Origin of the sequence: Fischerella sp. JS2, assembly GCF_032393985.1 — a bacterium.
Classification (GTDB): Bacteria; Cyanobacteriota; Cyanobacteriia; order Cyanobacteriales; family Nostocaceae; genus Fischerella.
Genome location: NZ_CP135918.1, coordinates 5,004,200 through 5,029,001, shown reverse-complemented (window position 1 = coordinate 5,029,001; position 24,802 = coordinate 5,004,200). Strand labels below are relative to the sequence as shown.

At 39.7% G+C, this 24,802-nt stretch carries 16 protein-coding genes and 1 pseudogene; 6 read left to right on the top strand and 11 right to left on the bottom strand.

What is annotated here, in order from left to right; all coding sequences use genetic code 11:
- Positions 1-46: 46 nt before the first annotated feature.
- On the bottom strand, positions 47-259 hold the full coding sequence (locus tag RS893_RS21375; RefSeq protein WP_315787717.1) for a CTB family bacteriocin: 213 nt from the start codon (positions 257-259) through the stop codon (positions 47-49).
- Positions 260-1,208: 949 nt separating this feature from the next.
- Between RS893_RS21375 and RS893_RS21370 the strand changes: the two genes are divergently transcribed.
- Both RS893_RS21370 and RS893_RS21365 read left to right on the top strand, forming a co-directional pair.
- On the top strand, positions 1,209-1,856 hold the full coding sequence (locus RS893_RS21370) for a response regulator transcription factor (protein ID WP_315787715.1): 648 nt from the start codon (positions 1,209-1,211) through the stop codon (positions 1,854-1,856).
- A 130-nt stretch (positions 1,857-1,986) separates the two neighbouring features.
- Complete coding sequence (locus tag RS893_RS21365; RefSeq protein ID WP_315787713.1) at positions 1,987-2,868, top strand: universal stress protein; 882 nt, start codon at positions 1,987-1,989, stop codon at positions 2,866-2,868.
- Position 2,869: 1 nt separating this feature from the next.
- Here RS893_RS21365 and RS893_RS21360 read toward each other — a convergent pair whose 3' ends face one another.
- The 3 genes from RS893_RS21360 to RS893_RS21350 all read right to left on the bottom strand — a co-directional run bounded on the left by RS893_RS21360 (position 2,870) and on the right by RS893_RS21350 (position 7,179).
- Positions 2,870-3,745: a D-alanyl-D-alanine carboxypeptidase family protein gene (locus tag RS893_RS21360; RefSeq protein WP_315787712.1), complete on the bottom strand. Its 876-nt coding sequence runs from the start codon at positions 3,743-3,745 to the stop codon at positions 2,870-2,872.
- A 225-nt stretch (positions 3,746-3,970) separates the two neighbouring features.
- On the bottom strand, positions 3,971-5,656 hold the full coding sequence (locus RS893_RS21355) for an NAD(P)H-quinone oxidoreductase subunit 4 (protein ID WP_315787710.1): 1,686 nt from the start codon (positions 5,654-5,656) through the stop codon (positions 3,971-3,973).
- 110 nt (positions 5,657-5,766) lie between these two features.
- Positions 5,767-7,179: a 1-acyl-sn-glycerol-3-phosphate acyltransferase gene (locus RS893_RS21350; RefSeq protein ID WP_315792060.1), complete on the bottom strand. Its 1,413-nt coding sequence runs from the start codon at positions 7,177-7,179 to the stop codon at positions 5,767-5,769.
- Positions 7,180-7,631: 452 nt separating this feature from the next.
- Here RS893_RS21350 and RS893_RS21345 point away from each other — a divergent pair, with 452 nt between their 5' ends.
- Both RS893_RS21345 and hemN read left to right on the top strand, forming a co-directional pair.
- A complete protein-coding gene (locus RS893_RS21345) occupies positions 7,632-8,330 on the top strand; it encodes a heme oxygenase (biliverdin-producing) (RefSeq protein WP_315787708.1) in 699 nt (232 codons plus the stop codon).
- 85 nt (positions 8,331-8,415) lie between these two features.
- Positions 8,416-9,798 carry an oxygen-independent coproporphyrinogen III oxidase gene (gene hemN, locus RS893_RS21340; RefSeq protein WP_315787706.1) on the top strand — a complete coding sequence of 461 codons (1,383 nt, stop codon included), beginning with the start codon at positions 8,416-8,418 and terminating at the stop codon, positions 9,796-9,798.
- Between the two features lie 204 nt (positions 9,799-10,002).
- On the opposite strand, the gene RS893_RS21335 is transcribed toward hemN, so the two are convergent.
- A complete protein-coding gene (locus tag RS893_RS21335; RefSeq protein WP_315787704.1) occupies positions 10,003-10,713 on the bottom strand; it encodes a molybdopterin-dependent oxidoreductase in 711 nt (236 codons plus the stop codon).
- 237 nt (positions 10,714-10,950) lie between these two features.
- Positions 10,951-11,550, bottom strand: coding sequence for a cytochrome b/b6 domain-containing protein (locus RS893_RS21330; RefSeq protein ID WP_315787703.1), 600 nt, complete (start codon positions 11,548-11,550; stop codon positions 10,951-10,953).
- A 581-nt stretch (positions 11,551-12,131) separates the two neighbouring features.
- On the opposite strand from RS893_RS21330, the gene RS893_RS21325 reads away from it, so the two are divergent.
- On the top strand, positions 12,132-14,117 hold the full coding sequence (locus RS893_RS21325) for an AAA-like domain-containing protein (RefSeq protein ID WP_315787701.1): 1,986 nt from the start codon (positions 12,132-12,134) through the stop codon (positions 14,115-14,117).
- Here RS893_RS21325 and RS893_RS21320 read toward each other — a convergent pair.
- Positions 14,114-14,311, bottom strand: a complete 198-nt coding sequence (locus RS893_RS21320; RefSeq protein WP_315787699.1) for a hypothetical protein — start codon at positions 14,309-14,311, stop codon at positions 14,114-14,116. The genes RS893_RS21325 and RS893_RS21320 overlap by 4 nt on opposite strands.
- Positions 14,312-14,453: 142 nt before the next feature.
- Positions 14,454-15,158, bottom strand: coding sequence for an ROK family protein (locus tag RS893_RS21315; protein WP_315787697.1), 705 nt, complete (start codon positions 15,156-15,158; stop codon positions 14,454-14,456).
- 497 nt (positions 15,159-15,655) lie between these two features.
- Here RS893_RS21315 and RS893_RS21310 point away from each other — a divergent pair, with 497 nt between their 5' ends.
- Complete coding sequence (locus tag RS893_RS21310) at positions 15,656-17,134, top strand: CoA-acylating methylmalonate-semialdehyde dehydrogenase (RefSeq protein ID WP_315787695.1); 1,479 nt, start codon at positions 15,656-15,658, stop codon at positions 17,132-17,134.
- Between the two features lie 130 nt (positions 17,135-17,264).
- Here RS893_RS21310 and RS893_RS21305 read toward each other — a convergent pair whose 3' ends face one another.
- From RS893_RS21305 to RS893_RS21295, 3 genes and pseudogenes are all read right to left on the bottom strand, one after another.
- A complete protein-coding gene (locus RS893_RS21305) occupies positions 17,265-20,837 on the bottom strand; it encodes an Eco57I restriction-modification methylase domain-containing protein (protein ID WP_396336468.1) in 3,573 nt (1,190 codons plus the stop codon).
- 299 nt (positions 20,838-21,136) lie between these two features.
- Positions 21,137-21,296 (bottom strand): annotated as a pseudogene (locus RS893_RS21300) (DUF1016 domain-containing protein); the annotation flags it as partial.
- Positions 21,297-21,311: 15 nt separating this feature from the next.
- Positions 21,312-24,692: a helicase-related protein gene (locus RS893_RS21295; RefSeq protein WP_315787692.1), complete on the bottom strand. Its 3,381-nt coding sequence runs from the start codon at positions 24,690-24,692 to the stop codon at positions 21,312-21,314.
- Positions 24,693-24,802 lie beyond the last annotated feature (110 nt).

Here is a 24,802-nt window from a genome sequence, read left to right as displayed (position 1 = left end):
AATCCTCTGCTAATGAAATGAAGAATGACTAATTTAGAAGTTTAAACTAAACGTCGATTTGTTTTTGAACCGCAGATGCGAGATCTAATTCCTGAATATCTGTTTGGGAAAAAGCTCCGAAGGGAGTAGCAGCTACACTTGATTTAATGCTGTTTTGTTCAGCAGCAAAAGCAGCGATTTCATTCAAGCTAGCACCACCAGCTACTACATCTAGTTCTTGTTCAGACAATTCAATAGATTTGTTAATTTCGTAAGACATAATTTACCTCGTTTGTTTGTGTTGTTTGTGTGTTGTTTACTAGTTGAAGAAAGCAATAGTTTGGAAACCTTTTCATTTATTTTTTGGTCTTCTGTGTTTGATTGCCTTCGCAACTGTATTCATAGTAGAATTTTGATTAGAGATAAACATCTGAAAAACGTCTATACTCTCATCTCAACTAAATAAATAAACCTACTGGGACTTTCGTTGAGTCATTGAGTAAATATTCCTAAGACTAAAGTTGGAGATTGTAGAGAAAAATTCAATAGACCTCTTAAACAAATATTTTTTACCTCACCCTAACCCTAAGCATTGACGAGGAGGGAACTAAATCTCTCCCCGTTAACAGCTACGGTGTACATACAAGTCTGAAATAGCTTATGAATCCTGGTTTTACCTCACCCTAACCCTCTCCTTTACAAGGAGAGGGAACTATATCTCTTATTTCCCAAGATATTCGGGGATTAAGGGAGGTAAATTTAACTTGTGTATACACGGTAGCCCGTTAATAGTGGGATTAAGCAGGGTGGTTTCATACGACGGAAGAAAAATTATAATCCCTACTAACTTCTTAAACTCTTTGTGTTCTTTGTGTCCTTAGTGGTTTGTAGTGGTTTGTTAACATACATATCTCCAGGTGTGAAGGAGCTAATTAAATTTTCTGGTGTTTGTATGAAACCACCCTGCGTTCACGGAGGAATTGAGGGTTTTTAGGATTCATGTAAGAGGTCTAATATCTTCAGTTATTAATTTGAAATGAATAAGTAATACTCGCTAGTAGGTGTGACAGAACGAATGTCTGTAACGCACCTCCACACGGAAATATAGTGGGTTACGTTATCACTAACACACGCTACCCTACTGGATAATTTATTTTTTTGGTATGCATCAGGGAGACAGAGTTCTACACTAGGGTAGTACTCCTGCAAAAGTTTAGATGCACTCCTATATGATTCGTCTGTTACTCGTAGATGACCAGACTCTTATTCGAGACGGTATCAGGGCTATGTTAAATTTAGAGCCTGATTTAGAAGTTGTGGGAACTGCGGATAATGGTGAAAGTGCGATCGCACAAGTAAAGGCATTACAGCCAGATATTGTGTTAATGGACGTGCGTATGCCTGTGATGGATGGTAGAGTGGCTACTAGCATCATCTCCGAGCAGTTTCCAAATACAAAAGTGATAGTCCTTAGCACCTTTGATGATGATGAATACATTGCTGATGCAATGCGATCAGGAGCAAAAGGCTATTTACTCAAAGATATGCCATCTGAGGAATTAGCACAGGCAATTCGGTTTGTCCATAAAGGTTACACCCAAATGGGACCAGGGCTGTTAGAAAAGATAGTTCCTAAAATCCAAACTTCAGAACCTGCTAGCCCGAAGTTACCAGAACCAAAATTGGATTTGCTGACTGATCGGGAACAAGATGTATTGCGCTTGATTGCAATTGGTGCTACGAACCGCGAAATCGCACAACAACTTTATATTTCGGAAGGAACAGTCAAAACTCATGTCACCCACCTGCTGAATCGTCTCAATCTGAAAAATCGATCGCAATTAGCAATTTATGCGAACTCAGTCTATAGTGCGTAAAGTGTGTTGACTGATACTTTGCACCAGTTGCGATCGCTGTAATGAAATATGCTGTAAGTATTCAAACGAATTTGATTATAGGTTACGGGATTAAATTAGAAGATTTCTAAATATCTTTTACTGGTTATCTATGTTTCAACGAGTTTTGATTTGCACAGATTTTTCTGACGGTTTACACCGTCTCACACATTTTGTTTCTAGTCTTGCGCTTGCGGGGATGAAGCAAATAGTTTTTTTGCACGTTGTTCCATTGTGGGAAAAAGGTATTATTCCACGAGTCGATACTGAGAAAATAGAACAAGCTCAAACCCGATTGGCAAAAACCGTTGGTGAAACTCCTACTGATGTAGAAGTAAAAATAGAAGTTCAATCGGGAAAGCCTGTTGAAATCATCCTTAAGGTTGCTCAAACCTATCAGTCCCAACTGATTATACTGGGTTCTCAAAGTCGCAACTTACTCACTGAAAAATTGGTGGGTAGTACAATGGCTGACTTGTCTCACAAAACAATGATTCCTCTTTTGGTAGTGCGTCCTCAGTTAATCTCTACTTATACTTCTGAGGAATTAACTCTCCGTTGTCAGCACCTTTTCCGCTCTTTGCTACTTCCCTACAACGATACTCAAGCGGCAAATTATCTGGTGCAACAGGTAAAGCAGTTAGCTCAACAACAATCTGATAGATATCTCCAACAGTGTACGTTATGTTGGGTCTTAGAAGATACTGGTCGTCGGGAAGTACCAAAGAAAATCTCACCGCAGCAGGCAGGGCAAACCCTATCTCAGATTAAAGCTGATTTGGAGGGAGTAAATTTACAAGTAGAGATAGAAGTTCGCCAAGGACACTGCGTGACTCAGATTTTAGAGGCAGCTACAATGGCAGATATTAGTGCGATCGCAGTGTCTTCAGGAACGATAGGTAAACTCCAAGAATGGTTGATTTCCAGTTTTGCGGCTGAATTATTGCGTTATAGTTGGTACCCTGTACTCTTTTTTCCACCCCAACGTGGATAATTTATAAAGGAGTTAGCCAATAACTAATTCCACCAATCACTTTATTTTGAAATCCCAAATCACCCAGTTCATCTGGCGGATAACCAATATAAGTCCAATGGGGTACATCATATTCCACAGTCCGAAACCAACCATTTTGATTTAAAGCCTGTCTTTGAGCTTCACTTGATACTCTCAAATCAATTGCTAATCCCCACAGATGTTGTGATGCGCCAGGAGGTGCAACTGTTCCCAAAATTTTTGTTTCTTGACCTTGTTGAACTCTTGTTAAAGTTTTATCGTTAGCATATTTTCTCCAAAATCTAACGTTGGCGGCAAAACTACGAGTGCAATCACTATCAGCGTCACCAGATTTTAAGGGAATACTAACTTGTGCTTTAGCCTGATTTAAGGCATCGGCTGCTGCTTTTTGTAAATAACAGTTGTTAGTTCCATTCACTTTACCCATTGTCAGGGTAGCCTGAAATTCTTTTGTTTCTTTTTCATCTTTAAATAACACTTGAGATGGAAGCTGAACCTCTGAATTATGATTCACAAAAGCTGCTCCATAGGCACGCAATAAATTATATTCATAAGTGCCAGATTCGGGAATTGTTGATAATTTATCTGTTATTGCTGTTAAAAATCGCTCTTTGCTAGTTAAGTTTAAATTAGGAGTAGGAGTAGCCTCGGGAGTGGGGGTGACTATCTCATTAACTATGCCAATATAAAGTTGATTTGATTGCTGCTTGGGAAGTAAATCAGCAAGAATGTAACTTTCTGAATTACGAGTATCTTGATTGAGGATTTTATTTGTTGTTCCACTACTTGCAACTAGACTAAAAACAATTAGGGCAACAATCGTAAAAAAGGCAGTTTTTTTCCAAAATCGTTTCATTTTTCATAATTTTATTGGTAGATTCCCTAACCAGAATTTTTAGTGTAAAAATCTGGTGCTAAAGCGCTACTAAAAACCAAGGGATTTACGTTTATTTACATAGCTTTTTTCATTGTATAATTTTATTTGGCTAAAAAATAATGGGAGGGGCTATTAAACCCCTCCCAGATTTGGGAATATTTTCCCTGTCCTCGGCAAAGCTTGAGTATTAAGGCGATCGCAAGGTTATTTATCTATTCCGGAAACAGACGCTATATTAGATTCTGCGATTTTAGGAAATAGAAAGCCCTTAGCAAATATTTGGGGATTTGTTTGTGAGATTTGGATGTAAGATTGACGCACCTGGGTATTAATTGCAACAGTTTTGACATCGTACATCTCGGTAGCTAGTTTTGGGTAGACGCCGATACCGATAGTCAGCAGCAAGAAGCAAGCAGCAATAAACACTTCACGCGGCTTAGCATCGCTAAACTTAGCCTCAGTCGGGAGGACGCAGTTAGTCCCGAAGCAAACAGCTTCCTGATTGTCTTGGTTTTGTGAACCTGCATCAGAAATAACACAGGTAGGAGCGACATCAGAACCGTAAAATACCTGTCTGAGCATTGAGAGTAGGTATATTGGTGTGAGGATGAGTCCGACGGCTGCTAAGAAAACCATGACAGTACAGAAAGTCGAACTGTAAATGTCGCTAGTGGTGATGCCAACAAAGACTGCGAGTTCGCCCACAAAACCACTCATTCCAGGAAGGGCTAATGACGCCATTGCAGCAGCTGTAAACAGGGCAAATACTTTCGGCATTGCTCGACCAATACCACCCATATCTGACATGATCAATGTGTGGGTGCGATCGTAGGTTACACCTGTAAGGAAGAATAGGACTGCGGCAATCAAACCGTGAGAAATCATCTGTAGCATCGCCCCACTGATTCCCAAGTCGGTGAAGGATGCAATACCCAACAGAACAAAACCCATGTGAGAAACTGATGAATAGGCGAGGCGACGCTTCATGTTGGGCTGGGCGAAGGAATTTAATGCACCATAGATAATATTGATAACACCGAGACAAGCTAAAACTGGCGCAAAATAAACGTGGGCATCAGATAAAATTTCTAAATTGAGACGAATTAGACCATATCCACCCATTTTCAGGAGTACACCCGCCAAAATCATTGACACAGGCGCAGACGCTTCACCGTGGGCATCAGGTAGCCAAGTGTGCATGGGGAAAATAGCCAGCTTCACACCAAAGGCAATCAACAATCCTGCGTACAGAAGTAGTTCTAGTGCCAGGGGATAATTCTTCATCCCCAATTCGACCATATCAAAGGTCATATTGTCACCGTAGAGGGCCATTGCTAACCCTGCTACCAGAATAAAAATCGAAGCTGCTGCTGTGTATAACAAGAATTTTGTCGCTGCGTAGCGGCGCTTTTGTCCGCCCCAAATAGAAACGAGTAGGTAGACAGGAACCAGTTCTAGTTCCCACATAATGAACAACAACAGCATGTCTTGGGCAACAAACACGCCTATCTGTGCAGAATATAACACCAACATCAAAAAATAGAATAGGCGGGGTTTGCGATCGACTTGCCAGGCCGCAAAAATCGCCAGTGTTGTTACTAATCCTGCTAGCAGCACTAGTGGTACAGACAGTCCATCAACTGAAACTGCCCAGTTCAAACCTAGCTGAGGTATCCAGGTGTATTTCTCCACAAGTTGAACAGATGCGCTACTGGCATCGTAATGTTGCCAAAAGGCATAGCACATCAAAATAAAGTCCGCCATACCCACCCCTAAAGCATACCAGCGCAGACGCTTGCCGTTTTTATCGGGGAAAAAGGGAATGGCTAGGGAAGCCACAAGTGGCAATAGGATGATCGCAGTGAGCCAGGGAAATTGATCGCCTATCATTTTTATGAGCAAAAATACTTATGAGTGTATAAACCCATATTATTAAACTTTGTAAACATTTTTTATCAATATTTACCGCAGATAGGTATTGACAAAACTCTAGTTAGGCTTCACGCCTTAATTAATTGTTCTAAAGCTTGGTGCAGTTCTTTTGTTAACTCAGTCACCCCAACTCTTGCTGCATGGCGATCGCTTTGAGATTTTGCCCACCGTTGTGTAACTGATATTGGTTCACCAACTGTAATTAGTACTTGTCGCCAACCCAAACGGGGACGCCCTGGCAGTTTTGTGTTATTTCTGGTTCGGGCAATCATGTCAAATATTAGTAGCGCTGTCTCTGCAAACCTTTCTGGAGTAGGTTTTTCCTTGACATAAGTCCCTGTAACTGCTGTAAAAGTTTCTACCAATCGCATATGTCGCATTCGCAGTTCTGCTTCTGCTGCTACCCAGTCTGCTAATCCTCGTTGGAAGGGTGGTAAAGCGTTAATATCTGACACGTCTTCTCGGTAAATATAACTCCAGCCAGCTTCTTCCAAACGGCGACAACGGTCAATAAAATTTCCTTGTGGTTGTAGTTTAAAATATTGCTCGGCAACTTTTAAGGCTGTATCTTGTAAGCGATGCAGTCTAGCGATTAGTATCTCATTGGCATTGCCTCTAGCCTCAAGTTCACAATCAATTGCAGCAAGATGCTGATGATAAAAGCGTTGATAAAATCCTTCCATCTCTGTTAAAAGACATTCCGCTAGCCGCAACAGACGTGGATAGTGTATCTCTTCTGGATTGGCAATCTCAGATGTGCCAATAGTCTCTACTGGCAAACCACAATCAGCTTCTAGTTTACTCAACAGCCAATCCAGTTTTGCCCAAGGTGGTTTCACATAACTATACTGGAGCGCGATCGGCACAATCAAAACTTCTTCCGAACGGTTAGCTTTATGCAAGTCTTCTACACACCAAAACCCAAATTGAGCAACACCAGGTTCTAAAGGGCTAACGATCCCACTATGTCCATTGGTAGCACCTTCGGGAGCTACTGCGATCGGCATTTTGCCATTAGCAAACAAATTCCGGGCATTTTGAATACCTAGCTTGTCGAGTCGCTTACCCCGACGAATGGGAGTTCCCCCTAAATTTGAGAAAAACCAGCCTAGCCAGTCTCCCGCCCACAATAACATTCCCCGTTCATAAATGAAGTGTGAATGAATTGGGTATTGCAAGGGAATTCCTTGCTGACGTGCAACCCGTGGCACTGCTCTGGAAAGCAGGTATAACATACACAGGGGATCGTCTACCTCTGGATGACGAAATGCCATCAAAAAGCGAACTTTGCCAGTTTGGAATTGTTGATATAATTCGGCTAAAATTTCTGCATTCTTGACTTGGATGCGGGAAATTCCAGCTGGCAACCACGGTCTTAGCCGAAAGCGTAGCAAAATAGGCAGCAACCACTGGGCAAGACGGAGTACAACAGGGTTGAAGCTTTGCGGAATAAACTCCAGCCGTGACTGGGCGTGTTGCATGGAATCAGGCAAGGTTGCTCTCCATTTAACAGTTATCAGTTATCAGTTTTCAGTTACCAGTTTGATCACTGTTGCTGGTACTGTTGACTAATTTAATAACGGTAGCGAATATAGGGGCTAGAAAATAGGGTTTGGGGTGTCAGGATGTAGGAAACTTTACAAAAATACAGATGCGCTATGCGATCGCACAGTACACCCGTAAACTTCAAAGCACTATCCTGAATTGATCTGGAGAACTATGAAAATTTATAAATAACTATATGATTATTTAGCGATTGAATGTTAAATGATTTTGGTAGAAATCAACATGGCTTGGGTCTGCATCGGTGATGTGATTAGCTGACGGTGATGATGCAAATCCTTTCCTAAACCTGAATAACGATTTTTCAACGCTGGCGTTGACAGTGAACTGATAGGTATCAGCTTGCGTTTTGAGATGAAGGAACAAACCAATGAGTAGCAATTTAGCGATTAAGCTTCGTACCGGAACCCAAAAATCCCACACAGCAGCAGAAAACGTGGGATTCATGAAGTGTTTTCTCAAAGGGATTGTAGATAGAGGCTGCTTTGCCAAATTTTTAGGTAACTTGTATTACGTCTACAGCCAACTGGAAGCGGAGATAGAAAAACATCAAGATCACGCCATAGTCGGTAGTATTTATTTTCCAGAACTAAATCGCCAAGCCGCTTTAGAAAAAGATATGGAATTTTACTATGGTAAAGACTGGCGATCGCACGTCAAAATATCTCCTACTGCCCAGAATTATATTGCCCGAATTCAAGAAGTATCTGCAACAGCACCTGAGTTATTGATTGGACACGCATACACCCGCTACATGGGCGATCTTTCCGGCGGTCAGATGTTACAGAAAATTGCTCAGTCAGTCTTAAAGCTAGAAGGTTATCAAGGTACGTCTTTTTACAACTTTGACCAAATTCCTGATAAAAAGGCTTTTAAAGACAAGTATCGTCAAGCATTAGACACATTAAATGTTGATGATTCCACAGCAGAAAAAATTGTCGCAGAAGCAAATAATGCCTTCAGTTTCAATATGAAAATGGCTCAAGAACTAGAAGGAAATTTAGTTCAAGCAATTGGCCAAGTATTATTTAATTCCCTAACTCGTGGTCAAGAAACAGTTATCAGTTAACAGTTATAAGTTATCAGTTATCAGTTATTAACTAAACACTGATAACTGAACACTGAAATATACCCTTCTTCATTGGAAAAATTCGATGGTTTTGCAAATTCCTGGTGTGAATTTCGATATAGATATCATCAAAAAATACGATATTCCCACACCCAGATACACTAGTTATCCACCCGCTACAGAACTGAATGAAGCATTTACAGCATCTGAATTTGAACAAGCGATCGCTTGTTCAAATCAAAGAAAAACGCCTCTGTCTTTATACTTTCATATTCCCTTTTGCCAGAGCGCTTGCTATTTTTGTGGCTGCAATGTAGTTATTTCTCATAATAAGAATATTGCCAAACCTTATCTAGAATATCTGGGTCGAGAAATCAAACAAATAGCATCTTTGATTGATACAGATAGAAAAGTAGTGCAGATACACTGGGGTGGAGGAACCCCAAACTACTTAAGTTTAGAACAGGTGGAAAACCTGTGGAACAATATTACTCATCACTTCCACTTCGATCCACAAGCAGAAATCTCGCTCGAAATTAATCCCAGCTACGTTGATAAAAATTACATCTTTTTTCTCAAAAAAATTGGCTTTAATCGTATTAGTTTTGGTATTCAGGATTTTAATCCCCAAGTGCAAGCGGCTATTAATCGCGTCCAGCCAGAAAAAACACTATTTGAAGTCATGGATTGGATCACAGAAGCAGGGTTTAAAAGTGTGAATGTAGACTTAATTTATGGTCTACCGTATCAAACTTATCAAAGCTTTCACGAGACAATTAAAAAGACAATTGAGTTAAATCCTGACCGGATTGCAGTCTTTAATTTTGCCTATATACCGTGGGTAAAATCAATTCAGAAAAAAATTGCTAAAGATGCGCTACCAGCACCAAAGGAGAAGTTAGAGATTTTGAAAATGACTATTGAAGAGTTAACTAATAGTCAATATCTTTTCATTGGCATGGATCATTTTGCCAAACCTCATGATGAATTAGCGATCGCTCAACGCAACTACACATTGAAGCGTAACTTCCAAGGTTATACTACTTGTGGGCAAGCAGAACTTTTTGGTTTTGGTGCAACATCAGTCAGTATGCTAGAAGATGCCTATGCCCAGAACCACAAACGCTTGCGTGATTATTATCAGGCGATTAACGCGAGTGTTTTACCCATCGCTAAAGGTATTAAGTTATCTGAGGATGATATTCTCAGACGGGATGTGATTATGCGGCTGATGTCTCATGCTAAACTGCATAAGCCAGATATTGAAGATAAATATCATATCTGTTTTGATGAGTATTTTTGTCAAGAATTAGAAGCATTACAACTTTTAGAATCGGATGGATTAGTCAGCCTATCAAAAGATGAGATTGGCATTACAGAAACTGGTAGATTATTGGTTAGAAATATTGCTGTTAATTTTGATGCTCATCGTCTTACAAAAGAGCAAAAATTTTCACGATCAATTTAATATTTGAGGTTAGTTGGGTTAGAATTCGCTACTATGTTAGGAAATTTTGTACTTCAAGGTTAGGAATTTAAGTCTATAAATTTTACAGCATTTTGCAAATAAATGGAGTACACCCCTCCTAACTCTAAACGCAAGCGGTTAGGGTGCGCGATAGCGCGGGTGGGGTATTGTGCACCTCACAAACTTGAAATCTGCTGTAAGTTTTTAAAGTCCAGCAAACCATTCGTAACCTTGGTCTTCCCAATAGCCTTTTAAAGGCAATAAACTACTAACTAAAGTAATTCTAGTTATCCATTTACTTTGCTTATAACCAAGTTTAATTGGTGAAGCTAAACGCAAGGGCGCACCATTTTCTTTTGGTAGAGTTTCACCATTTTTTTGGTAAGCTAATAATGTTTGGGGATGCAATACCGAAGTAATATCCCAACTAGAATAATAGCCATCAGCCGATTGAAAGTAGACATATTTAACATTCTTTTGGGGTTGGGCAAGGGCTACAATTTCTTGTAGACGTACACCACCCCATTGCACGATCGCCGCCCAACCCTCTACGCACACATGACGAATAATCATCTCAGTCATAGGCAAAGCCTGAATCTGGGCTATGCTGAGGCTAAGGGGATTATTTACCTCACCATCAACAACCAAACGATACTTAGTTGAATCAATAACGGGAGTACCTCTAAAGCTATTGATGATCAAAGCTTCTGGATGAATTTCACTCTTAGAGAATTCTGGTACAGGCTGATGTGATTTAAAGATTAAAGTTTCTAGTTTCTGGTTTAACGGTTCAGAAACTTCACCAACAACATCTTCTAATATTGGTACACCACAGCCACTAAGAAGAAAACTGATACCAGATAGTCCAGAAATTTGTAAAAGTTGACGGCGTGATAACTTATGAATTAAAGGCATAATTTATTGGTTGTTGGTTGTTAGTAGTTAGTGGTTAGTAGTTAGTGGGTAGAGACGCGATGTTCCTCGCGTCTCTACATTAATGGTTAGTGGTTAGTGGTTAGTTGTTGGTTGTTAGTTGGTGATTATTAGTTAGTAGTTATGAGTTAGTTACTCCTCACACCCCACCCTACGGGAAGCCGCGCAAAGCGCGTCTACACACTCCCCACACCCCTCACACCCCACCGCGTCACCGCGTCACCAAAACATTGAATCTGTCAACTCCGAACCACCTGCTTTTTTTCCCAACCACCAGTGAACAATCACAAAAATAATCACGAGTGGTACTGAACAAAAGTGCATAATTCTCAATCCTTGCCAACTACCAAACATATCAACAATCCAAGGAAATTGAGCAGGTTTATACATACCTATACCTGTAAATATAGCCAAAAGTAAAATGGGAATTATACTTGTATAAACTATGCGATGCCAAGCATAAATAAGACGTTTAGGATTTTGAGTTTTTTGTAATGCTTTGATATCATTAGCACCTACAAATCGGTGTCGCCAGCGACGGGTGACGAAAATATAAAATCCATACCACAAAAGGTTAAGTGAAAATAACCACATCGCTGCAAAATGCCAATGTCTTCCTCCTGCTAGCCAACCACCCAAGGTAAATATCGGTGGAATATGCAAACCTGAACGTCCACCGAAAACAGGGTTAGCATTATAAATTTGCAGTCCGCTAGTAAGCATGATAAATAGGCTAATAATGTTAAGCCAGTGGAAAATCTTAGCTCCCGTTGCTTGAGTTGGTAACTTTCGATGCTTAGGAGTAACATTTAAAGTCATACAATTTTGGATTTTAGATTTTGGATTGATTCCACAGCATATTAGTAGGGTATATCAGATATCAAAAATTTATTGCTGATTACCGATTTATCAAATAGTAGCGCACTCTACCAGATAGCTTGAGTGTGACACACAGCTTTAGCCCTATGAGTATTCAGCAAGGAACAAAAAAGAAAGAAAAATAGACTTTTTATAAAGTAACTAAGCGTGAGAAATGGGTAATGGTTCAAGACTCAAGAGACTTTTAATCGTTCCTCAATACTATTTCTCTCTATTTTTGTCAGTTTAATTTTTATGCATGTTTGTATATATAGTTTCTGACTAGTTAACAGGAAAAAGCAGAGTCAACAAAGCAGAAGTATAAAATTTTTCTTAATTAGCCTGAATATCTTATTTTCATGAGTTATTTTCCAAACATTATTACAATTTTTGCTGGTAAGAGATTTTTCAATTTGCATAGCTGCTGGTACGATGATAAAAATATCCTATTTTTTCTAGTAAATTGTAAAATGTTTTAGCACCCCGATAAATGGAAAGAAATAATTTGAGGCAAAATTATATACAATAAGAGCCGATGACTGATGACTATAGATGAAGTAATACTTCTATTAAAAGCAACCTTACCCAATGCATTGACTCCACTCCAAGAATTAGTATTACGTTCTTCTTGGGAAGGAAAAACTTACACTAACATAGCGTCAGAAGCACACTACGGAGAAGAGCGAGTTAGGAAAGTTGCTTCTCATCTATGGCAATTAATGAGTGATTTTTGGAAAGAACCGATTAACAAATTAAACTTTCGTCCAACTCTGGAGCCTCGTCCACTCAGTAGAATGCAGCACCAGTTGATTAGAGAATATAATCGTGCTGCTACAGCAATATCCTTAGAATTCCCAGCAGGGCCAGTATCTCTTGATTCTAGATTTTACATTCCTCGCCCACCAATTGAAGAATTAGCGTACACAGAAATTGCTGAGCCAGGAAGTGTGATCTGCATCAAAGCCCCTAAAAAAATGGGTAAAAGCTCCCTAGTTTTAAGGATTTTGGCTCATGCAACCAATCTTGGCTATAAGACTGTGAGTCTGGACTTTCAACAAGCAGATAAAGCAGTATTTGTCAATCTTGATAAATTTTTGCGCTGGTTTTGTGCCAATCTCAGTAGAGAGTTACAGCTAGAACCGAAACTCAACGAGTTTTGGGATAAAGATATGGGCAATAAAATTAGCTGTTCTTTGTATGTTCAGACATACTTGCTACAGTCAATCAAAACTCCCCTGGTTTTGGTATTGAATGAAGTAGATTGGGTATTTGAGTATCCAGAAATTGCCTCAGAATTTTTACCATTATTGCGTTCTTGGTATGAACAAGCAAAACGAGTGGAGATTTGGCAAAAACTCCGCATGGTAATGGTTTGCTCTACAGAAATTTTTTTGCCTTTGAAGGTAACTCAATCTCCATTTAATATTGGTTTACCATTGCGGTTGCCACCGTTTACAAAAGAGCAAGTGCAGAATTTAGCCCAGTGTCACGGATTAGACTGGACAGATAACTTTGATGCTGACAAATTAATGGCGATGATAGGTGGACATCCTTACTTAGTCAGGTTGGTATTGTATCATCTGATCGGTAAGGGGGGCTTAGAAAACGATTTAGGACAGATATTACAACAAGCACCCACAGACACAGGAATTTATAGAGACTATTTGAATCAGTACATGCTGATGCTGCAACAGGAAACACAACTAGCAAATGCATTTCGTGAAGTAGTTACAGCTATAGAGCCTGTAAAAATAGAACCAATACTGGCATATCAATTACATAGTATTGGGCTTGTGAAATTAGAAGGCGATCGCGTTAGTGTAGCATGTGAATTATTTCGCCTATATTTTCAAGAAAAACTCAATACAAGTAATAGTAACAATAGTTGGCGTGTGGCAGAATTGGAAAAAGAAAACCAACAATTACGTATTCTTTCTAGTTTAGATGAATTAACGCAGTTAGCTAATCGCCGTTATTTTTATACTTATTTGCAACTGGAATGGCAACGTTCAATGCGCGAACGTACTCCCTTATCAATGATTTTATGTGATATAGATTATTTCAAAATTTATAATAAAACCTACGGAAATAACGCCGGAGATCTTTGTTTGCAGCAAATTGCTTATACTATCCGTGAGAGTATTAAGCATTTTTTGGTAAATAATCATCTTTCCTATGTCAGCACAGCTTTAGGTGCGGAAAATTCTCGCAATCTGAATATGAGACATGAAAATAACTCATTATTAGTGGCTCGTTATGGGGGAGAAGAATTTGCAATTTTGCTGGATGTGGATGCAGTTACTGCTGTATACATTGCGGAAAAGATTCGCGAACAAGTCAAAGCTTTAGCAATTACCTGCGAGTATCCTGGTATTGGTGGTTTGCCAGCTAACGTTTTAACTGTGAGCTTAGGTGTTGCTAGCATGATTCCTGAAGGGGAAAGCGAACCTGAGATTTTAGTTAATACAGCAGAAAAAGCACTTTACCAAGCCAAAAGAAAGGGACGCGATCGCGTTATTCTCAGTTAATCAATTACCCGAAATTCACTACGAGTCAAAGACACCAAAATATTTTCATCATCTACTTTAATTAGCCAGCGATCGCTTGGTTGATCATCAGAAGGTTGTTCAGGACAAAAAACAACTCCAGTTTTGCCAGCCACATAGGCTGGTTCGAGAATTAATACTCTGGCTCCTACTTGAACATTCTCTGAGTTATGCAATAGCTCTGTTAGTTATGTAAGTAAAATCCGATGTTAATCATAACCTAAAATTAACCTTCTCTTAATCAAAATATCTATTTTCTCTGTTTTTCCAGCATAACAACGCTTGTTGACTATATACCAACAACAGACTGATCAGAAATTAATCGCGCCACAAAGCAATTCCACCCAATAAACCAGTAATGTTAGGAATAATTTTTACATTTGTCGGCAACTGAATTTTGATCCTAGTGGCTTCACCGCCACCGATATACAGATAATCATAATTAAATAGATGTTGCACAGTTGCGATCGCCTTAAGTAAACGCCTGTTCCATTTGTCATTCCCGACTTTTTCTAAAGCTGCTCTTCCTAGCTGTTGTTCGTAGGTTTCGCCTTTACGGAAAGGATGATGTCCCATTTCCAAATTTGGCACTAATTTCCCATCCACAAATAAAGCTGAACCAAACCCAGTACCCAAAGTAATCACCATCTCTACACCTTTACCTTGGATTGCTCCCAAACCTTGCATATCGGCGTCGTTAACAACTCGCACAGGTTTACCCAAGCGTTGTGATAACACACCAGCCAAATCAAAGCCAATCCAATCTGCATCTAAATTGACAGCAGTTTGGGTGACACCATTGCGTACCACACCAGGAAAACCCACCGAAACCCGATCAAATTCACCTTGAGTAGAAGCTAAAGTTGCGATCGCACTAATAACAGATAATGGTTTGGCAGGTTGGGGTGTTTCTAAACGCGACCTTTGAGTCAAAGGATTGCCTGTAATATCTAAAACAATTGCTTTGACACCACTACCACCAATATCAACCGATAAAGTCCGGAATTGCTCTGTGTTTTCCATTATGCTTTATGCTGTTTAGTTCCTATATTGACTGGTGATAATTGTCACTAATATAGGTAAAATTTTTGTTAAGACCTCGTTATTTTCTTTTGTTACGAAAAAGGTAGCTGGGCAAAAGATTTAAATTATGCGTACACCAAAACATAGGAAAACTCTTCGTGTCTTGGTGTCTTAGTGGTTCAAGATTTTTTTACCACCAAGACGCAAAGTCACCAAGTATTTTCATGCTAGACGGTCGTGTGATTTATCACAAAACGAGGGTATAAAAATATGACTCCTCCTACACCCCTACACCTTTATACCCCCACACCCATTTGATGAAAATTTGAACGTAGACGCGCAAGCGGCTTCCGTAAGGTACACAGAGATACACACCGATGGATTATGGGTTTGCTGTTAAGTTAGTGAGAAGTCTCTGACTACAAACAAGGGAATTTTTGAAGGACTAAGATATTTATATTCTTAGATTTTTATTTTGGGAATAAAATATCTGGCTAATGGCAACAACTATCACATTACCTAATTACATCAACGGTGAATGGTGTGCATCTAATGCTACAGAGTTTCTCGATGTAATTAACCCAGCGACGACAGAAGTACTGGCAAAAGTCCCGCTATCAACTGCATCAGAGGTTAATCAAGCCACAGAAGTCGCCGCCACAGCTTTTGTTACATGGCGACGGACTCCACCTACGGAACGGGTACAGTATTTATTTAAACTCAAGAATTTATTAGAAGAAAACTTTGAAGATTTAGCCCGTACTATAACCCAAGAATGCGGAAAGACTTTGGCTGAGTCGAAGGGTGAAATGCGCCGCGCCATTGAAAATGTCGAAGTCGCTTGCGGTATTCCCATGATGATGCAGGGGACAAACCTGGAAGATATCGCCCGGGGAATTGATGAGATCATGATTCGCCAACCACTGGGAGTATGTGCGGTGATTGGCCCCTTTAACTTTCCGGGGATGATTCCATTTTGGTTTATGCCTTATGCGATCGCTTGCGGTAATACTTACATTGTTAAGCCTTCAGAAAAAGTGCCACTGACAATGCAAAAAATCTTCCAGTTATTAGACAAAACTGGTTTACCTAAAGGTGTAGTCAATCTCGTGAATGGGGCGAAGCAAGCTGTAGATGCAATTTTGGATCATCCCCAAATTCGGGCAATTAGTTTTGTTGGTTCTACACCCGTAGCAAAGTATATTTATAGTCGGGCAGCAGCAAACGGCAAGCGTGTCCAATGCCAAGGCGGCGCGAAGAATCCGATTATTGTCTTGCCTGATGCAGATATGGAAATGACAAGACGCATTGCTGCTGATAGTGCCTTTGGTTGTGCAGGACAACGTTGTTTAGCAGCATCGATCGCTGTCACAGTCGGGGAAGCACGACACACTTTTACAGAAGCGATCGCGGAAACTGCCAAAAAGCGGGTGGTAGGTAATGGTTTAGAACAGGGTGTAGAGATGGGGCCAGTGATTTCTGCCCAAAGCAAAGAACGAATTGAGGAATTAATTCAAAAAGGCGCAGACTGTGGCGCAAATTTGTTAGTAGATGGACGAAAATCAAATATTTTGGGGCATGAGAAAGGGTATTTTGTCCGTCCGACAATTTTGCAAAACGTCGATCCGGCGAGTGAAATAGCTAAAACCGAAATTTTTGGGCCAGTACTGAGTTTAATGCATGTGAATACTATTGATGAAGCGATCGCTCTCGTCAACAGTAGTCAATACGGTAACATGGCTTGTTTGTTTACTACCAGTGGCGCAGCCGCACGGAAGTTTCGCTATGAAGCAGAAGCTGGGAATATCGGTATCAACATCGGCGTTGCGGCACCGATGGCATTTTTCCCCTTTAGTGGTTGGAAAGAAAGCTTTTTTGGTGATTTACACGGTCAAGGTAATCATGCAGTTGAGTTTTTTACGCAAACGAAAGTCGTGGTTGAACGCTGGCCGAGTGAATGGTCACGTCAGTTTTGATCGGGGATCGCACGGTGGTTTCATACAACCCAATAAAAATTCACCAATCCCTACCAACTAGCTTGAAAGTAATCTCACCCCGTCCTCTCCGCGAGTTCGGAGAGGGGAGGGGGTGAGGTTTTTACGCAGTTCATGACGGCTTGTGAAACTCTTGTGTTCTTTGCGGCTGAATTAATGTCACAATTTCTGCATCGCCAGACAGGGGTGCAAAGGTGCGATACGCTGCTAATGCATCCTGTTTGACTTGTTCTGGAACGATGGGAAATGTGCTGAGAATGTAAGTAAATTCTGCTTCGGTGAAGCCGTACAGGTGCGCTATGATTCCGTCGAGTTCGGCGCGGAGTTTAGCGCGAGTGCTTTCGTCGGTAACGCCGTTTTTGTGGGAACCGAGTCCGACTTCTTGCGCGAGTTCGTCAAATTCTGGAGTGGTGCAGATGAGTTTGGCGGCGCGTTGTACGATGTCGCAGAAATAGCGATCGGCTTCTGTTAGGCGTGGGACAGGTAACTGGTAAACAAAGAACATATTGAGGTTAGTAGTTACCTTCTGGCGCAAATAGTAATCAATTACATAACTATTGAATACTGCTGCACTAAATAGCATCTCTAAGTTATTCAGGCTGATTTGATTATCTTCTGAAAACCTCAATGATATTAAAAGTGAGTTTCCACAAAATACTGATTTAGGTATAATACTCGCAATCAGCGATCGCTCATTTGTACTAGATGCCACTGACCTAAAAGCAAGCCGATAGAATTGATAATCGAACTTTTGACCTTTATCACTCTCATTTCTTCCTAATAAAGCTTTCCTTGCTTCCTGTTCATCTACCCAATATCTCGGTTCAGCAAATTGGTGAGTAAACTGATGAATCATCTTACCTTCATAAAGTGGTAATCGTCCCTTTCCTGGTTGCTGATTAAATAAATGACTATCATTAGTCATGTGAAATTCCGCAGATAACCGCAGATTCCACTTACCATCAATCCTTTCCCCCAACAAGGGAAACTTGAGCATTTTCTCCGCAATGCGGATGTCTGACTCGTTTTTAAACTCCATAACTGATAGTGAGTCAGGAGATAAACGCCAAACTAGTGGAACTGAAATATGAACTTGTTCATCTTTATTTTTGAAAAATTTTTCTAACTGTTCTACTCTAATTGCTTCACGCGGATTAATGCGAAAAGCAGCAGGAAATGTATTAGTTACTCTACCTTTCTCAAAAGTCAGTAAAGAAAACTTGAAACGATGATCTACAGCATCAAAAATAAATCTTTCATTAGATAATCCAAATAAAGTATCAATTTTAGTCTGGGAAAATAGCATTTCTCGTAGCTGCTTTGCACCCAGGTCTGTGTAAATACCTGATGGCACAATAATTCCACATAGTCCACCATTACGTAGCAGATTAAAAGACTGTTCTATAAAAATTTTGTAGAGATTAATATCCGTACCTGCTTTCTTACCCTTAACAATGGAAATCTGATTTTTATACTGTTCTGCTGAACGATAGTAAGCACTAACATGAGGAAATTGACTTTGATATTCTAGCCAAGCAGTAGCAATTTCATGGTCATTTAATAGTTTTTTCTGCTCTTCTTCAAAAGCCTTAATATCCATTTTTTTCTTCATAACCAAGTTGCTATACTCGGCAAAGAACTCTTTAGCATTAGGTTTGAATATTTCCCAAGGTGGATTAGTGATAATCGCATCAAAACCACCCCGTTCTAACACCTTGTCAAAGTGATAACCCCAGTGAAAAGGCTTCAAAGCAGTAATATCTTTAGCAGTCAAAACACGCTTCTTTGACTTACCATTTAACTGCACTTCCTCATATTTAATACCTAAACGCTGACTAAACTCATCCAACAACAAAAGGTTTAACTTTTCTTGTGATTCCTGGTTGAGTTTTTCAATATGTCGCCGCAGATTTAACAACCTTGTATCTTGATGGGTTCCCTCATCACCACCAGCTAACTTTTCCTCACCAGGAATAAAAGCGTGTTTCTTGTAAAGTTCAATCGACTTATTTTTATCTTCTAAAATAGCCTTGTAATTAGCAGCAGCTAGCGCCTGTAATAAATTCCCTTGTTTGGTATTCCCTACCATATCAAATGCAGTTTCATCTACTCGTATCAACCCAATCAGCGAATTCCCCGCCATAATATTAAAATCAATATTAGGTAGCGGTTCTAATTCCTCAACATCATGAGCAGAAGAAACCAACGCCAAGAAAAGACGTAATTTAGCAATTTCTGTCGCTTCCTCCATAATGTCAACACCATAAAGGTTGTCAGTTACAATTCGCTTTTTAATGTAATAAGATAATGACTTATGTAATTTTCTTGTGTCTTCAAGTTCCTTTTTTAAATTTGCATCTCCCATTAAATCAATAGTGCCAATCACCGCACTATACACTTGAATTAGTGTTTTTAATCCAGCGATGAGAAATGCACCTGAACCGCAAGCCGGGTCAAGAATTGATAAATTGGGGAGAATATCTTTAATCAGTAGACGACAGATATTAGCATCTAATTTGAGGAACAGTTCGTTAATATCCTCAAATTGTTTATACTTGTCTGAAATAGAATCATTTACACGGTCAACTATTAACTTGTGAATCGTTCTATCACAAAGATATTCAGTAATCTGCGGTCTGGTATAGTAAGCACCAAAAGCCTTTTGGTTAATATATTTTTCAAAAATATAACCCAACACATCGGGGTTAATTTCATCATCCTTTCCCTCTGGCGTATCATCCAAGTTCCAAGAATAACCAGCAAATAAATCTAGAACTTGTTCAAACGCCTCATCGGCTATAGCAATATCATATTCTTGCTCAATTCTATGCTTTAAAAATAATCCCCCATTGAGATATTTAATATTTCCTACCAATGCTTGTACAGATGCATCCCGGTCAGACTCTGGTTTAGCAAAACTCTCAAAAAATAACGCTTTGAGAAATTCACTATAAAAGCGATTTTCGCCTCGCTGCTTACTTTCTTCAAGTTTATTTTGCAGATAATTTAAATCACCATTATCAATAAATCTCTTCCGTTGGAGAAAATAAACAAACATCATCCGATTGAGAAGCACCGAAGTATACCAACGTCGGTCATGAGGATTATTAATCCCTTTAACATACCCTAAAAACTGCTGATGCTGCTCTTGAAATTCCTTATAAAACTGTTTAGTAACCCGCTCAACATCAAAAGCCTTTTGCAGTCGATAAGCAATTTTGACAACTGATAAACTATTATCCTCCAGTTCAGTGATATCAATAACGAGAGAACCAAGCTTACTTAAAAATAAATCTCCCGGTTGACCCTTTACATACAAATGGTCACGAACTGTAAAGACGCGATTAATCGCGTCTCTACGTTCTCGCTTTACCCAATACCAAAGACTGCGAGTACGTTGATTCCCAATAAAAATCAGCAGATTTTCAGCTTTTAATTTAGTAATCTCTTGGTGAATAGCAGCGCGAATTTTCGCTTCTGGAATAGCACCATCTGCTGCGGTCACTTCAAAAACACCTACACCAGAACTCTCAGCAATAGGCTGGTATTCATAGGTCTTGTCCTCAATCTCCAACAGAACAGGCTTTTTACGTGTCGGTTGTGACCAACCTAACTCCTCTATAAACAAATCCTCAAATTGAAAATTATAGAGTAAATCCCGTGTACGTTGAAAATTCAGTGCTATAGTATACGCATTAATCCTACGCAGTTTAGGCCCAATATTTAAGCATGAAAAACTTGCTCCAACAGACATATAGCCTGGAGCTAAAAGCATTTATTTAAAGATTCAAAATGTAATAACTTTATAAAGTAGCGATCGCCCTGTATCTGTAATAATTGTTTTTATTACAAATAGCTTCAGTATCTATACTTAAAATAGTACTGACTTGTAAATACGCAGGCATAAGCTTACTAGCTGACTTAAGGTCTTGGTGGTGAAAAAATCTTGAACCACTAAGACACTAAGAGTTTTCAGGCTAATTAAGGCCAAGAAAGCTTGTTGACGAATATTTTCTGGAACAGTTTGGTCAAAATTAGTTTGATTTAATAAAGTTTTCTCATAACTTTGGTTTTCAATCTGGTTAATTAAAACATTTTTCGTCCAGTCAAACTTCCACGTCATGCGGATATAAAATTCTCGTTCTCAGTCGTCTTTAGACTACTCCTGAAATAATCCCAGCGAACAAATAATTTGAGGTTCTCGTTTCTCTAGTTCTTCACTGACAATACACAAACGGTCATCCATCCGCAGGGCTACTACTAATTCTGCCAATTGCTGATTACTAATGCCGCTTCTGATTTGCCGATTTAAAGTATCAATGGCTGACTGTCGTAACGGGTAACGATAAATATCATCAATTGCTTTTTCCAATTCTTGAGTAACAAATAATGTCCCTTTCATTTCGCGAACATAACTTTTTAATCGTTCATAAGTGCGGAATCTTGCACCTGATGGTCTTCCCAACTGACCGCCTGCATTTTTTTCTTCCTCAGCAATCAGTTCAGCACCTTTTTTAACTAACTCGTGATGCTGTTTGTCTTTGGGAATGGCAGGGGTAGTTTCTTCACACGCCACTATTTTTAAAATTGCTAATTGCGACTGAGTGACACTATTTCCTTCGCGATCAACATAAATTAAAGAATCATTACCCTCAGTGGTTTTCATATAAAGCAGTACCCCCTCTGGTTGCATAGGTTGGGGAGTATGGCCGCGAGTAGAATAAACCACATTTGGCATTTCCTCAATCATCTTTTTCAAAGCAGGATTATCATCTGTGGCTTTTTTCCAAATTTGAAATGCTTCTGAAGTTAAGTCTACTTCAGTATCCTCTTCGCCATCCAAAATCCCAGATTTTTCATTGTAGAGGTCGAGAATTACTTGAGTAGAATCATCTTCAAAAAATGCTTCATCAGTTCCCACCACCTCCGCATTTTCTTGTAGTCGCTGGCGCAATCGTCCCCGCAAATTAATAATGCGTTCTACTCCCTCTGCTGGTAAGAAAGAATAACAGAGAATTTTTTCGGCATTTTGTCCAATCCGGTCTACCCGTCCCGCCCTTTGGATCAGCCTAATAATAGCCCAGGGTAAATCCCAATTGATGATAATTGCACAGTCTTGCAGATTATGGCCTTCACTGAGAACATCGGTAGCAATTAAGATACGTAATTCTTGAGAAGGGGTGATGCGATCGCGTTTTCCATTACTCATAGGACTAAACCTTCCCGTCAGTTCCGTAGGGTCTTTTGATTGACCTGTTACCCCTGCTACATGAGTAATATTTGTTGCCTGTAAATTCTCAGTTAGATAACGTACTGTATCGGCAAACTGGGTAAAAACTAGTATCTTATCTTTTGGATGAGTTTTTGTTAGTAATTCGACCAAAGCGGCAAACTTTTTATCTTCTTGACAATTCCACTTACCCCAGTGTTGCAACACATTGATTAGTGCTTTAGCATCTGCCAATAAATCCCGTTTTAATCTTTTAATATCAAATAGTGTAGAACGCAACCACTTAAATCGCCGTTTATATCGGGTTGCATAGAGAGTGTAAATTGACTCTGCTTTTTGTCGAAAACTTTTTTCTGTTAAGTTTTCTGCCTCTGTTTCCTCTTGTACAGAGGATTCATCAACATCATCTTCAGTTTCTGTATCAAACAAAGTTGCTACAATCGAATCAGCATCTTCATCGTTATTACTTGTATTTAATAACTCAGCCTCCTGAGTACCAATAGGAATATCAAGTCCCTGTTCTAGGGCATATAAATAAATAAAATTCCGTAAAATATGGCGTTCAATTGATTGGATAAAAGCAATTCCACTACTTTCTAAACGTTTAAATAAATTGGTGCGAGAAAATCCCATCAATCTACGTCCACCCCGAAATAATGCATGAAGCTGGCGTTGTTCAGTTTCTGTGGGTGATTGTTTGTATTTATTGACAACGTAATTTCCTAACCCATAACGAGGTAGATTAAGTTGATTAATTATCTCTACTATTGACTCAGAATAAAGGCGAGAATAAACGTCAGTATCAGATCCTTCTAAAGTAAACTTGACAGTACGAGGAATGCGGTCTGGAAAATAAGAACGACTGCCATCAGAAAATTCTAAATATTTACGTCCAGTGGCATCTGTGTGGGCATAATTATCTTTAATAAACGATCGCGTTCGCCGCACCATGTAGCGTTTCATCAATTCTCGCCAGTCGTCGGGATGTTCGCTTTTTTCAAAAGCCGCTAAAGAACGTACAGAACATTGATGTCTTCTAATAAACTCTAATTCTCCAAGTTCATTGATTAAAGCTTCTGGTCGAAAGCCTAAATCTTGGTCTTCTGGCACAAATAATCTTAATTGGGAAGAAAGATCAAGATAGGTTTTATTGTAAGGTGTAGCAGAAAGTAAAATACATTTACTTTCGTTGGCAGTAATATATTCTGCGATCGCTCTATATCTTTTCCCTTCCCGATTACGTAAATTGTGACTTTCATCTATTAACACAACTCGGTAGCGGCGTAATTCTGGTAACTGATTCTGCACTTTATTAATCGGCAACACTTTGGCATAAAGCCGATATTTATCAACATATTCCTGCCACATTTGCACCAAGTTCTTGGGGGAAATAATCAATGTTTCTAAAAAACAATCTTCCTGTAAGATTTTGGCAAGGGCAGTTCCCACTAAGGTTTTACCTAAACCAACCACATCCCCCACCAACACACCACCACGTCTGGTCACATGCCGCGCTGCTAGCTGTACTGCTGCTTTTTGGAAATCAAACAAATTGTTAAATTCACGGGGAATGCGGAATTCTGAAAGTCCAGCGATCGCCTCACCAGATAAATGATAAGCAATCTTTAGGTAAATGTGGTAAAGCGGGATTAATTCTTCCCTTGCCCAACTCTCATCAATAATTTCCGCTAGTTCTTTGGAAATATCTACACAACCGTATTCTTGCCAACGGTCATCAAACCATTTTTGCAGTTTGTTGCCAGCATCGTGGTCTAAAATATCTACATTTAATTCCCCTTGTTTCGCCAGTCCCGGCAAAGTCAGGTTACTACTACCCAAAAATCCGACTATTGGTGCATTTGGATCTTGTCGGTGTATAAGGTACAACTTAGCATGGAGGGGGTGACGCAGAAACAGTTTAATAATTAGTTTCTTCGTTTTTAGCTGCTGACTTAACCGCCGCAACCCTGCTTCATCTTGATTCGTAGGCGCACCGATAGTTAACTGCTTGCGAAATTCAGCCGCCATCCGTTTTTTCAGCCGGGCGATCGCACTATTATCAATCCGCCCGTCACCACTACTAAGAGTGAAAGCTGCATGGACTTCATCACTCTCACGACTTTGCATCCCAATCAGCAAACGACAACAAGCTTTTTCGCTGCCAACATACTGTTCAATCAAATCATCTATTTTTCGCCAACCTCTAAGATTGAAGTAGCCAACGCAAAAATCTGCCCGATAAGAAACTTTGAGAGTCTCTCGCAAAATCGGTAGCAGTTGCAAATCTATGTTGTCAAAAATGCGTGGCATGGTTTCATACTCAATAGCAGATGTTGTGGTGAGTTATTCACCGACAATGTTCTACGAGTATAAGCAACAGAAAGTTGTGAATACCATATTGGACAAAACGAGAATCCCCT